Here is a 12,368-nt window from a genome sequence, read left to right as displayed (position 1 = left end):
GCAGGTCTCTCGGCCTGGCTCCAAGAGTCCGGGGAGCGACGCGTCGACGGCAGGTGGGAAAGGTGGCGCACGCGCCGAGCCAGGAAGACTACCCAGGCGACGCCCATGAGACCCCCACCGAGAATGATCACGGCCATGCCCGCCGCCGCCCTTCTAAGCCGGTTTACCAAAGTGGCATGCCCAGATTGAATCAAACGCCGAAATCGCTGTAAGATATAAGCAGGACCTATGGGGGCAGATTGATGCGGGCGCGGCAGTTGGAAGTCTTTACGGCCGTCATGCGTGCGGGCACCATCACCGGCGCCGCGCGGCTGCTGCACACCTCGCAGCCGGCCTTGAGCCAGATCCTGATCCACACAGAGGACGAACTGGGTTTTCAACTGTTCCACCGGGAGAAGGGACGGCTGCACCCCACGCCCGAGGCGCTGGAACTCTACCCCGAAGCCGAACGCCTGTTCGCGGGGCTGGAGGGGATGCGGCGCAAGACCGCCGACCTGCGGCTGGGCCGCACCGGGCTGGTTCGCATCGCCGCCGGCGCGCCTGCGGGCATGGCCCTGTTGCCCCAGGCCCTTGCGGCCTACCGGGCGCAGTATCCGGAAGTCCTGCTCCGGACCTATATTGCCCCCCTGGCATCGATGATCGAAATGCTGCGCTCCGGTGACGCCGCGCTGGCTGTGGCGCTGGACAATGCACTGCCCCCCGATATCGAGGTTGAGGGGATCGGCGAAATTTCATTCCGCTGCCTGCTGCCCGAGGCGCATCCGCTGTGCGCCCGCGAGGCCGTGAACTTTGTCGACCTGCAGAACGAGCAGGTAATCTCCTACCGCAGTCGCACCCGCCCTTATGACGAGCTGGTGGCGGCGGCACGGCGCGCGGGCGCCGGATTCAGGCCCGACATCGAAATCGATTCATCGCTTCCGGCGGCGGCTTTCGTCCGGGCCGGACTGGGGGTGGCGGTCGTTGACGAGCTTCTGCCCCGGGTGATGTTCCCAGGCATCCAGCAACGCCCTTTGATCGATTCGCCGCAATTGCCGGTGTCGCTCCTGACGCTGCGCAACACCGCGCTGTCCCGGGCGGAAAAGGCCATGGTCGATTGTATCCGGAAGACCGCATCGGAATATCTATAGGCGTTTCCTATGCGAGACGCTGCGACAGGTCATGGACCTGACTGCTGTTCGTTTTCCCGAAACTGGGGAGACTGTCTCGGCGACCAACGTTCAAAAAGCATGGAAGCAAGGAGCTTGAAAAAGACCCGGAGCGGTATACGCTGACCGTATGGTGCGTATCTCCCGCTTATTGTCGTCCAGCCGAAAGCTGCTCATCTTTGACGCCGCGGCCCGCGCCGGCAGCTTTTCGGCGGCAGCGCGGGAGTTCAACCTCACGCAGCCATCGGTAAGCCGCGGCATCGCAGAGCTGGAGGCGAGCCTCGGCATCATCCTGTTCGAGCGCTCGCCGGGCGGATTGACCCTTACGGACGACGGGCGGGAACTCCACGCGGTTGTCGGCGACAGTCTTGACCGGATCGAGAACAAGGTGCTCGATCTTCAGGAGCGCAACAAGGTGATGCGCCCGAGCGTGACGCTTTCATTCTCCAGCTCCTTCGTCCTGCACTGGATGGTTCCGAAGCTGCAGGATTTCCAGAAGGCCTTCCCGAAGGTCGATCTTCGCTTTGATCTCGTTGCCGGCCTCTTGCGCGGCGTGCCTGACAATACCGATCTCGCGACCCGCATCCTTCCGGTCGAGGATACCCGTTTTCTTCGATGGGATTTCGCCCCGGAGATCATCGTTCCTGTCTGCAGCCCGGCCTATCTGGAGAAATTCGGACCGCTTGATCCGGCCAGCGACGGGACCGGTCATACGTTTCTTCACCTCACTGATCACGATCAGCAGCACTGGCGGGCGCTCTGCGGCGGCCTGGCCAATCGAAACGCCATGAAAGGCGTATGGCTGGAGTTCTCCGACTATGCGGTGGTGCTCCAGGCCGCTCTTGCCGGTGAGGGCATTGCGCTGGGCTGGATCAGCGTGATTGCACGGCACCTGCTCAAGGGCACGCTTGTGCCCGTGGCCGATCGCATGACAAGGACGGGCAAGGTGCATCAGCTCGTCCGGCTGAAATCCCAGTCTCCAAGGCCGATCGTGGACGACATTCGCAACTGGTTGGTCCATGAAATGAGCACCGATATCGCCGAACTCTCCGGCTTTCTGTCGGAGCTATCGCCGGACCGCTGAAGCGGTCCGTCCTTGGTTCAGGCACTTGGCTTCGTTTCGGTTTCTGACCGGCTTCCCGCCGACATGCCCATCACGCCCGGTGCAGGCGCCGGCGAGCGATCCGTGGTCGCCAGGGGTATTCGCCTGGCGCATACCCCTCCAAGATTTATTCGGCCTTTGGATCTGCGCGGATTTCGCGGAAGCTGGCTGAACGCCGCGTCTCCCCCCTGCCTAGGGTGGGTGTGCCCGATGTTCGACTTAGCCCTCTCGTTTTCCTTGGAAACCCGATGACCGACCCTGTGCCGAACCTCGCTGCGAAAACCGATCCGCTTCTGCAGCCTTTCCGCCTGAAGCAGCTTGTACTGAAAAACCGCATCGTCAGCACCAGCCATGCGTCGATGCTCGACGACCACGGCCTGCCTCTGGAGCGGTATCAAAGCTACCATGAGGAAAAGGCCAAAGGCGGGGTCGCCATGACGATGATCGGCGGCTCCGCGATGACCTCTGTCGATTCGAGCTGGGGTGGCGGGCAACTGGACCTGTCGAACGACCGGATCATTCCGCATCTGCAACAGCTTTCGGAGCGCATCCATCGCCACGGAGCGGCGGTGATGACCCAGGTGTCCCACCTCGGCAGACGGGCGACGGCCTTCGGCGGCAACTGGTTGCCCGCACTGGCGCCGTCGCGGGTGCGTGAAACCCGAAACCGCAATTTCCCCAAGGAGATGGACCTGGCCGACATCGAGCGCGTGATCAGGGACTATGCCGAGGCCGCCGCCCGGGCCATGGAAGGTGGTCTTGATGGCGTCCAGACGGTCACCGGCGGTCACCTCATTGGCCAGTTCCTCTCCCCGCTCACCAATCGTCGCAGCGATGCCTTCGGCGGCTCCACGGAAAACCGCGCCCGTTTCGGGATCATGGTTCACGAGGCGATCCGCAGGGCGGTCGGCGACCGGGCCGTGGTCGGCATCCGGTTCGTCATCAACGAGGCGACCGAAGGCGGGCTGTCATTTGAGGAGGCTGTGAAGACCGCCGAGCTCCTTCAGAGCGAAGGCACGCTCGACTATTTCGACACTATTTACGGCCGCATGGACACGGATCTGGCCCTGTCCGAGCACAACATGCCGGGACTGTTTCAAAAAAACGCGCCCTATCTCGCCGAAGTCGCCAATTTCAGGGCCTGCACGAAGCTTCCGCTGATTCATGCGGGCGGAATCCGCGATGTGGCCACCGCCAGGCACGCCATTCGGGAGAATGTCGTCGATCTGGTCGGCATGACCCGGGCCCACATCGCCGATCCGCATCTCGTCAGCAAGATTGAACGGGGAGAGGAAGACCGGATCCGGCCCTGCGTGGGGGCGTCCTATTGCCTGTACAAGAAGGTCCACTGCATCCACAATCCGTCCACCGCCCATGAAACGGTCTGGCCGCATGTCGTTGAACCTGCCGAAACCCGCAAGAAGGTGGTCGTCATCGGCGGAGGTCCCGGCGGCCTCGAGGCAGCGCGCGTGTCCGCGGAGCGCGGGCATGCCGTCATTTTGCTCGAAGCTGCGCAGAAGCTTGGCGGACAAGTGTTGATTGCCGCGGCCGCTTCGGACCGCCGGGACCTGATCGGCATTGTCGAGTGGCGCGAGCGCGAGCTTGCCCGCCTTGGCGTTGATGTCCGCACCAACATTTATGCCGACAGCGCCGCTGTTCTTGCCGAGAGCCCTGACGCGGTCATCGTGGGGACCGGCGGCATCCCCGACACGGAATGGCTGGAGGGGGCCGAATTGTGCGATACGGTCTGGGATCTGCTGTCCGGGCTGGTGCCGGGAAAGCAGGACATCCTCGTCTATGACGGAACCGGCCGGCAGGCCGCGCCTTCCTGTGCGCTTGATCTCGCGCGCAAGGGCATGAAGGTCACCATCGCCACGCCGGATGAAGCCCTCGCCGTCGAGATGACCTATCAGGACAAGACAGGGTTTCGAAAGCACGTCGCGGAGCTGGAGATCGAAACCAAGGTTCAGGTCAGGCTGATCAAAGTCGTCCGGCAGGGCAATGGCATGCTCGCGACGTTCAGAAATGAGCTCACCGATCGGGAGAGCACCCATCTCGCGCAACAGATCATCATCGAGAACGGCACCGTGCCGGTGGACACGCTCTACACCGATCTCAGGGACCGGTCCAGGAACCAGGGCGTGACCGATATCCGCTCCATGATCGGACAGACACTGGAGATCGAAGACAGGAAACCCGGCGGCGGCTTCATTCTGCACCGGATCGGCGATGCAGTCGCCAGCCGCGACGTCTATTCCGCCATCTATGAGGGCTACAGGCTCTGTTCCCGGCTTTGAGGCGGCCGCAGGTCGGCTCGTTATCCTCGGTGGTCCGCCACCGGCACCGCCCGTGACATGGACGCTTGAAATTCATGGCACCCCAGCAGGGCGGCGTTGTCATCCAGCACAAGATGAACCGGGATTGTCTCCATGTTCTCGGTCATGCGCCCCTTCGCCTTGAAAGCCTGCAGGAAACGGCTTTCGGAGCCGACCATGAAGCCCTGCAGCGCGTGCGCCATGCCGCCGGTGACATAGACACCGCCGTTCGCCAGGAACACCAGCGCCAGATCGCCCGCAGCGCGGCCCAGCATGCGGACAAACTCCTCGCAGGCGCGCACGGCAAGGTCATCCTCCTGTGCGAGAGCCGCCGGAACGATCTGCTGGCTGGTCGCGTAACGCGGCGTGCGGCCCTCCAGCTCGCACAAAGTCAGGTAGATTTCAGCCAGGCCTGAGCCCGACAGCACCCGGTCGTTCGAGCAGCGGCCGTGCTTCTGCGAGATCCGCGCCTGAAGAGCGCGATCGAGTTCCGTCTCCGCCACGAAGGTCGAATGCCCGGCCTCGCAGATCGCGACCGAACCGTCGGTCAGGCGCGCCGCGCAGTTGAAACCGGTCCCCGCCCCCAGAATGAGCCGCGTGCCCTTGGCAGTTCGGGTTCCCTCCTGCAGGCTTTCCGACTGCAGTGCCTGCGGGGAGGACAACGCGTGGCCCAGGGCCTCGAAATCGTTGATCAGGAAAACCTCCGGCACACCCACCGCCCGGCTGATCTCCTGCCGGTCGATGGTCCAGTCGAGGTTGGTCAGGGCGACGACATCGCCCGTGACCGGCGCGGCGAGCGCGATGACCAGCCTGTCCGCGGGCGCCACGCCGGCGCTGGCATGATAATGCGTCATCAGCGCCGCAAAGGAGGCATGATCGGCATTGCGGAAGCGGGCGACCGAGGCCGCATCGAGGCGCCCGTCGACATATTGACCGATGCGGCAGTGGGTTCCGCCCAGATCGCAGACGCGTATGATCATCGTGTCACTGTCACCTTGTTGAGATGCTGCGGGGCATCGGGGTTGAGGCCCAGGCTGACGGCCAACTCTTCGACGAACAGGTAGAAGCTCAGGATCTGGGCGATCGGATCCAGGAGCCGGTGCCCGGTCTTCACGCTCGGCAGAACATGCGCCCCGGTCTTTTCATTGTCCACCGTGAACACCGTCGACCCGGTTTCGCGCAACCGCGCCACCCCGCCCTCGATGCCCTCCCGACCGCCGTCATCCGTCAGGAAGGCAAGCGCCGTCAGCGATGGTCCGGACAGCGCCAAGGGCCCATGGATCATTTCCGCGGCGCTGAAAGCCTCCGCCCGGATCAGGCAGGTTTCCTTGAACTTGAGAGCGGCTTCGTTGGCGATGCCGAGCCCCGGCCCGCGCGCGGTCACGAACACGCTGCCGGGATTTCGGAACCTTTCCAGCGCGGCCGACCAGTCGCAGGTCAGCGCCCTGTCGAGGTCATCGGGCAGCGCCCTGAGCGCCTCGGTCATCGAAGGGTCCCTCGACCAGCCGGCCATGATCGCAGCCAGCGCCACCAGGGAGGCGATGTAGGTCTTCGTCGCCGCTACCGCCAATTCCGGACCCGCCGACATGTCGAGCACCGTATCTGTCGCCCTTGCGAGCGGAGATGCCACGTCGTTCGTCAGCGACACGCTGATGGCGCCTGACCGTGTCGCGGCCTCCATGAACAGCCTCAGGTCATCGCTGCCGCCGGATTGGGATATGGCGATGACCGGCGTCCCCTCAAGTTTCCAGCGGGTGCGGTAGACCGACGATACCGAAGGCCCGATCGAGGCGACCGGCACGCCGAGACAGATTTCCACCAGATACTTGAAGTAGGTGGCCGCATGGTCGGAACTGCCGCGCGCGCAGGTGACGACCAGGTTGGGATCGAGCGACGCCAGCCGGTTCCCAAACGCCAGATAGGCGTCGAGCGATGCATCCATCTGTCCCGCAACGACTTGGGGGACGGACAGGATTTCCGACTTCATCCGGGTCGGGCCGGGCATGATGGTCATCAGATCGGGGCCTGTTGTTGGGCGGACGGAAGTCAGTCCTGCGGACTCTGGCGACGGGCGACCAGGGGGACATAGTCATCGAGATCGGTCGCGGGGAAATGCACGGTCTGTCCGATTTCGGCCGACCGATAGAGACCGATCAGGATCTCCACGACGGCCAAGCCGTCATGGAAGGTTTCGGCCGGCGTCTCGCCCTTGCGGAAGCATTCGGTCATGTGCCGGTTCTCGTCGGTATAGCCGTAGATGCCCGCCTCGTCCTCGAGGACCGGCATTAACCCCTGTTCGGCATTCTGCTTCTCGACCAGGTCCTCTCCTTCCGCGCCCGTGACCTCGCGCGACATGAACACCTTGAGCCCGGTGGAGAGCGAATTGAACTCCATCGAATATTCCGGCCCGAGCAGTTCGAGCTGGATCCTGAGGCCGGCGCCGACATAGGCCCAGGAGGTGGTCGATTCGATCACCAGTTCATTGCCTTCTTCGTCCTCGAGCAGGATCGTCCCGCGGGCGAAATCCTCGGACGGCCGGTTGCGGTAGTCGACGGCCTTGCCATAACGCTCCGCCAGTTGCTCCGCATATTTCGGCCGCGTCCATTTGAGGTTGGCGACGGTGCCGTTGACGGATTTGACGCGAAGCGATTTGCGCTTGGCGCCGGGCTCGGTCAGCAGATGCCGGGCCACCTCGACACTGTGGCACATCATGTCCGACAGAACACCGCCGCCCTGCTTGTCGCCCTGCCAGAACCAGGGCGCATGCGGTCCGGAATGCTCTTCCGCCGCCCGCGCGAGATAGGGGCGGCCGGTCACCGAGGCCGCGCGCCGCCAGATGATCTCCTTGCCGCGCAGCACCGGCGTGCAGAACACCTGGTTTTCGAGATAGCCGTGATTGAGGCCGGCCGATTCCGCCAGCTCGAGCATTTCCCGCGCTTCCGCAATGGTCCGCGCCAGCGGCTTCTCGCAGGCAACCGCGAACACCCTGGAGCGCTTCGCCGTCACCTCGGCGTGGATGGTGCGCATGATGTCGAGCCGGGTGTGGTTGGGCGACAGGATCCAGACTGCATCGATCGTGTCGTCCTGCAGCATGGCCTCCAGCGTCTCGAAGGGCTTGCAGGGCCCGAGCTCGAGATCGGTGGCGAGTTTCGAACAGCGTTCCCGGTTCTGCGCATTGCGGCTGTAGACGCCGGCCACGCTCACATTCCGTACGCCCACCATGGAGCGCAGGTGGAACTCGGCGATGAACCCGGTTCCGATAATGCCGATACGGAGGGTCTGTCTTGCGGGAGTACTCACGATCAGGATCTCTTTCTTCAATCTTGCGCGGCGGGATGGGGCGCCGCTGTCGTTTCGCGAACCATAAGCTGGGTCGGCAGGATGGTGGGATCGGCGGGAGGAGTCTTGTCGTTCATCAGATCGAGCAGAACCGACATGGCGCGCTCGCCGATATCGAGACGCGGCTGGCTGATGGTGGTCAGGGAAGGCAGGAACGCTTCGCTGAAGGCGATATTGTCGAAGCCGATGACGGACAGGTCCGCCGGCACGCTCAGGCCCAGTTGATACGCCTGGCGGATCACGCCGAATGCCATTTCGTCATTGGCCACAAAGATCGCGGTAGGCCGGGGCTCGGCGTTGAGCAGGGCCCGGGCGCACCGCTCTCCGCTCTGCAGGGTGAAATCGCCCCGGCACAGGTAGCCCGCAGGGATTTCAAGTCCGGCTGCCTGCATGGCGAGGCAGTATCCCTTCTGCCTGCGGATGCTCATGCCCTCGGGGATCGGCCCGGCGATATGGGCGATGCGGGTGTGGCCGAGCCCGATCAGGTGCTCGACCGCCGTGACCGCCGCCGCCTCGTTGTCGATCAGGATCTGCGGCACGTTGAAGTCTTCGACCATTTCCAGCGCCACGACCACGTTGTCGTGGCCGGGCCTGTGATCGCGGACGGATTTGGGAACCGCGCCGGTCATCAGGATCATGCCGTCCGCGAGACCGTCGCTGAGCATCTCGAAATAGGCGACTTCGCGTTCCTTGTCGTTCTCGGTATTCGCCATCAGCACCGAATAGCCGGCCTGCCGGGCGACGCGCTCGACGCCCTTGAAAACCTCCAGGTAGAACGGGTTGCCGATGTCGCGGACGACGATCAGCACCGCCATGGTCTTCTGGGTGCGGAAATTGCGCGCCCTGACATTCGGGCGATAGCCGTATTCATCGGCGAGAGCCCGGATCCGGTCCACCGTCGCTTCGGCGATCAGGCTCGACCCGCTCAGGGCACGCGACACCGTGGAGGTCGAGACCCCGGCCCGTTGCGCAATGTCCTTGAGATTGGGTCGCACCGGCGCGCTCATCCTCTCAGGGCCTTGCCGCGACCGTAAAAGAGCATCAGCACGAGCAAGGTCGCGCCGAAGGCGAACTGGCGGCCAGCCTCCTCGATGTTCAAGGTGGTGAGAATGCTCTGCAGAAGGATCAGCAGAACCGCGCCGGCCATGGTGCCGGTGTAGCCGCCCTTGCCGCCCGAGAGCGGCGTGCCGCCCAGAACCACGGCAATGATGGAGGCCAGCATGTACTGCGCCCCGACATTGGAGAACGACGAGCCGGAATAGCCAATGATGCAGAAGCCTGCGACGGCCGCGAACATGCCCGAGAAGACGAACAGGCTGACGCGGATCAGGTCGGCCGGCACACCCGCCATCCGGGCGGCGGTCTCGTTCGAGCCGATCGCATAGACGCGGTAGCCGAACAGCGTCCGCCGGAGCAGCAGCGCCATGAGCACGCCGATTGCGCCCCAGAGCCAGATCATCCCGGGCACGCCGAACAGGAAGGGCTGGGTCACGAAACGGGCCAGACCCGGGGCGGCAAGGCCCGAGGGAATGCCGCTGCGCACCACCACAAGCAACCCTTGCAGGACGCCGAGCATGCCGAGCGTCATGATCAGCGGCGGAATGCGCAGCAGCGTGACGCCGAGGCCGTTGAGCAGCCCGAAAAAGGCGCCCGTCGCCAGGCAGGCGAGGATCGCGGGAATGATGCCCGCGTCGCTTCCCTGCATCATGTTGCCGGCGATCACCGCGCTCAGCGACACCACGCCGCCGACAGAGAGATCGATCCCCTCGCGGCCGCCGAGAATGACCAGGTTCTGCCCGGCCGCGACCACGCCGAGGATCGAGGCCACGATCAGCAGACGCATGATCTGGGAGGCGGAGGCAAAGCCGGGAGACAGGAGTTCGCCGAGCACGAGCAGAGCAAGGATCAGGCCCAGCGCAACCACCAGCGGGGTCCTGGCCAGATCGGCGATCGAGGTGGACAGCCCGCTCATTTGCTGATCCTCCTTGTAATCAGGACGCCCGCCATGAGCGCGACAAGCACCGCGACGCCCTGGGCGAAATTCTGCCATTCCGACGACACGCCGGCAAAGAAGACGAAGGAGTTGATCAGGCCGATGATCAGCGCGCCGATGGCCGACCCGAGCATGGAGCCCGAGCCGCCCGAAAGCGCCGTGCCGCCCAGCACCACGGCGGCGACGCTGTAGAGCGTCATGGCGTTGCCCACCACCGGGTCGCCGCTTGCGGTGTCGCCGATGATGCAGAGCGCGGCCACCGCCGACAGCATGCCGCACAGCGCAAAGGCCTTGATGCGGATGCGCGTGACCGGCAGGCCGCTCTGGTAGGCGGCGAGCCGGTTGTCGCCGACCGCCATCAACTGGATGATGTATTTGGTCCTGACCGTGAGCCAAATCAGCAGTCCCAGGGCGGCAACGACGTAGAACACGAAGGGAATGTCGCAGATCCTGCCGCCATAGGTGCGCCAGAACGATTGCGGCACCGGCATGCCGGCGACCGGCAGCACCCACAGGGCAAGGCCCGTGAACACGATCCCGGTCGCGAAAGTGGCCACGATCGGCTGCAGCCGCAGCCCGACGACCACGAAGCCGTTGAAGACGCCGGCGAGTGTGCCGACCAGGACCCCGACCAGGCAGGACAGCAGCACCGCATCGGCGCCGCCGCCGAGCCGCTCGATCAGGACGACGACCACGACATTGACCAGAGACAGGATCGCGCCCACCGACAGGTCAATGTCCGACGAGAAGACGACCAGGGACTGCGCCACGGCGAGGAACATCAGGGCCAGATAGGTCTTGGTGAGCCCCGTGATGGCGCCAAAGGACATGCTGTTGGGCTCGGCAATTCCGTTGAGAAGCAACAGGACCGCCAGGATCCCCAGCGCCGGGATAAACGGAAAGCGCTCGAACACCGAACGCTGGTGGGGCATGGCGTGGGAGGGCAGGCTCATCACGCGGCCTCGTAGGCAGCGTGGTAGAGATGGTAGCGCGTGCGCTCGTCGCCCACGAGTTCACGCACGGTGCGGCCATTGTTGAACACCAGCACGCGATCGGAATTCTCCAGCAATTCGGCATCCTCCGAGGAATAGAGCAAGATCGCCATGCCTGCGGCGGCGAGCTCCCGCAGCACCCGGAACAGCTCTGCTTTCGAAGCAATATCGATCCCCTTGGTCGGGTCGTCCAGCAGCATGACCTCGGGCGGGGCCATCAGCCAGCGCGAGACAACCACCTTTTGCTGGTTGCCCCCCGACAGCGAGTTGATCGGGTGGAACAGGGTCTGATACTTGGTCTGCAACTGCTCGAGCGCCTGTTGCGCCTTGGCTCCGAGCGACCGGGGCGAGGCGACGAAGAGGTGGTTCTTCAGAGCGTAGATGGGCACGGTGTTTTCGAGGATCGACCGTCCCTCGATCACGCCGTCGCGGGCGCGATCCCCGGACACATAGGCAAGGCCGTTGCGAATGGAGGCGCGCGGGGAATTGCCCGTCAATCTGGTCGTTCCGACCTCGATGTCACCGGACCGGGATTGTGCCGCGCCGAAAAGCGCGCGCAGCGCGGCGGATTGCCCCTGGCCGTGCAGACCGCCGAAGCCCAGGATTTCGCCTGCCGCCACCTCGAAGGAGACATTGTTCACGCCGGGCGCCACGAGATTTGACACCTTGAGCTTTACCGTCGGGCGTTGGGGCGTCTTCACCGCAGCGGAAACGGCGGGCGCCGCGGGTCCGGTCGCTTCCTCGCCCGTCATGGTGCGCAGGATCTCTTCCATCGTCGTGTCGGCAAGAACCGACGTGCGGACCGTTTCCCCGTCGCGGATGATCGTCACCCGGTCGCCGATCTCGAAGATCTCGTCCATGCGGTGCGAGATGAAAATGATGCTCTTGCCGTCGGCCTTGAGCTTGCGCAACACCGCCATGAAACACTCGACCTGCGCACGATCCAGCGCCGATGTCGGCTCATCGAAAATGAGGATGTCCGGCCTGGCGGCGAGCGTCTTCATGATTTCGACAAGCTGACGCTGATCCGCGCGCAGACGCCCGACCGGCACGTCGAGCCCGAAGCCTTCGCCGAGAACACTTTCGAACGGTTCGATGAAGGGTTCCGCGGCGGCCGTCATCTCGGCGCGGTTGCGGAACAGGCCCCTGGCGTGGCCCAGTCCGGGCAAGCAGATATTCTCGACCACGCTGCGATGCGCAGCCAGACTCAATTCCTGGTAAAACACGGCGATGCCGAGATCCCTCGCGGCCCGCGGGCTCGGGATGGTGACGATCGAGCCGTCGCACTCGATCACCCCCTCGTCGGGACGCACGCTGCCGGCAATGATCTTGCTGAGCGTGCTCTTGCCGGATCCGTTGGATCCCATCAGGACGTGCACTTCCCCCGGCATGAGGCTCAGATCGCCGCGGCCCAGGGCGACGGTCGCTCCATAGCGCTTGCACACACCCTCAAGACGAAGTCTCGGCATGACATCCACCCTG

Annotated in this window: 10 protein-coding genes; 3 read left to right on the top strand and 7 right to left on the bottom strand. The window is 64.3% G+C overall.

What is annotated here, in order from left to right:
• Positions 1-242: 242 nt before the first annotated feature.
• The 3 genes from LL06_RS10165 to LL06_RS10155 all read left to right on the top strand — a co-directional run bounded on the left by LL06_RS10165 (position 243) and on the right by LL06_RS10155 (position 4,544).
• On the top strand, positions 243-1,127 hold the full coding sequence (locus LL06_RS10165) for a LysR family transcriptional regulator (protein ID WP_035525736.1): 885 nt from the start codon (positions 243-245) through the stop codon (positions 1,125-1,127).
• Positions 1,128-1,275: 148 nt separating this feature from the next.
• The gene (locus LL06_RS10160; RefSeq protein WP_035525734.1) at positions 1,276-2,229 is read left to right on the top strand and encodes a LysR substrate-binding domain-containing protein; all 954 of its coding nucleotides are present in this window, start codon (positions 1,276-1,278) and stop codon (positions 2,227-2,229) included.
• 266 nt (positions 2,230-2,495) lie between these two features.
• Positions 2,496-4,544, top strand: coding sequence for an NADH:flavin oxidoreductase (locus LL06_RS10155; RefSeq protein WP_035525732.1), 2,049 nt, complete (start codon positions 2,496-2,498; stop codon positions 4,542-4,544).
• Between the two features lie 20 nt (positions 4,545-4,564).
• Here the strand turns inward: LL06_RS10155 and LL06_RS10150 are convergent, their stop codons facing one another.
• From LL06_RS10150 to LL06_RS10120, 7 genes are read right to left on the bottom strand one after another with little or no spacing between them, the layout of a single operon-like run.
• Positions 4,565-5,542 (bottom strand): glucokinase, encoded by a 978-nt coding sequence (locus LL06_RS10150; RefSeq protein ID WP_052161388.1) that lies wholly within the window; start codon positions 5,540-5,542, stop codon positions 4,565-4,567.
• A complete protein-coding gene (locus LL06_RS10145; protein ID WP_052161387.1) occupies positions 5,539-6,576 on the bottom strand; it encodes an SIS domain-containing protein in 1,038 nt (345 codons plus the stop codon). Before LL06_RS10145 ends, LL06_RS10150 begins: the two co-directional genes overlap by 4 nt.
• A gap of 32 nt (positions 6,577-6,608) precedes the next feature.
• Complete coding sequence (locus tag LL06_RS10140; protein ID WP_035526116.1) at positions 6,609-7,862, bottom strand: Gfo/Idh/MocA family oxidoreductase; 1,254 nt, start codon at positions 7,860-7,862, stop codon at positions 6,609-6,611.
• A 17-nt stretch (positions 7,863-7,879) separates the two neighbouring features.
• The gene (locus LL06_RS10135; protein WP_035525729.1) at positions 7,880-8,908 is read right to left on the bottom strand and encodes a LacI family DNA-binding transcriptional regulator; all 1,029 of its coding nucleotides are present in this window, start codon (positions 8,906-8,908) and stop codon (positions 7,880-7,882) included.
• Positions 8,905-9,873, bottom strand: a complete 969-nt coding sequence (locus tag LL06_RS10130; protein WP_052161386.1) for an ABC transporter permease — start codon at positions 9,871-9,873, stop codon at positions 8,905-8,907. Before LL06_RS10130 ends, LL06_RS10135 begins: the two co-directional genes overlap by 4 nt.
• The gene (locus LL06_RS10125) at positions 9,870-10,847 is read right to left on the bottom strand and encodes an ABC transporter permease (protein WP_035525727.1); all 978 of its coding nucleotides are present in this window, start codon (positions 10,845-10,847) and stop codon (positions 9,870-9,872) included. Before LL06_RS10125 ends, LL06_RS10130 begins: the two co-directional genes overlap by 4 nt.
• Positions 10,847-12,355 (bottom strand): sugar ABC transporter ATP-binding protein, encoded by a 1,509-nt coding sequence (locus tag LL06_RS10120; protein WP_035526109.1) that lies wholly within the window; start codon positions 12,353-12,355, stop codon positions 10,847-10,849. The genes LL06_RS10125 and LL06_RS10120 overlap by 1 nt, the downstream gene beginning before the upstream one ends.
• Positions 12,356-12,368: the final 13 nt, after the last annotated feature.

The sequence above is a fragment of the Hoeflea sp. BAL378 genome, assembly GCF_000759435.1.
Lineage (GTDB): Bacteria > Pseudomonadota > Alphaproteobacteria > Rhizobiales > Rhizobiaceae > Hoeflea.
The sequence above is the reverse complement of the archived record's forward strand: the minus strand, read 5'-3'. Positions and strand labels throughout refer to the sequence as shown.

What these genes read in the sequence shown, in the direction of transcription:
- LL06_RS10130 (WP_052161386.1), bottom strand. Translation starts at nt 9,873, where the DNA reads ATGAGCGGGCTGTCCACCTCGATCGCCGATCTGGCCAGGACCCCGCTG.
- LL06_RS10150 (WP_052161388.1), bottom strand. Translation starts at nt 5,542, where the DNA reads ATGATCATACGCGTCTGCGATCTGGGCGGAACCCACTGCCGCATCGGT.
- LL06_RS10155 (WP_035525732.1), top strand. Translation starts at nt 2,496, where the DNA reads ATGACCGACCCTGTGCCGAACCTCGCTGCGAAAACCGATCCGCTTCTG.
- LL06_RS10160 (WP_035525734.1), top strand. Translation starts at nt 1,276, where the DNA reads ATGGTGCGTATCTCCCGCTTATTGTCGTCCAGCCGAAAGCTGCTCATC.
- LL06_RS10120 (WP_035526109.1), bottom strand. Translation starts at nt 12,355, where the DNA reads ATGCCGAGACTTCGTCTTGAGGGTGTGTGCAAGCGCTATGGAGCGACC.
- LL06_RS10145 (WP_052161387.1), bottom strand. Translation starts at nt 6,576, where the DNA reads ATGACCATCATGCCCGGCCCGACCCGGATGAAGTCGGAAATCCTGTCC.
- LL06_RS10165 (WP_035525736.1), top strand. Translation starts at nt 243, where the DNA reads ATGCGGGCGCGGCAGTTGGAAGTCTTTACGGCCGTCATGCGTGCGGGC.
- LL06_RS10125 (WP_035525727.1), bottom strand. Translation starts at nt 10,847, where the DNA reads ATGAGCCTGCCCTCCCACGCCATGCCCCACCAGCGTTCGGTGTTCGAG.
- LL06_RS10135 (WP_035525729.1), bottom strand. Translation starts at nt 8,908, where the DNA reads ATGAGCGCGCCGGTGCGACCCAATCTCAAGGACATTGCGCAACGGGCC.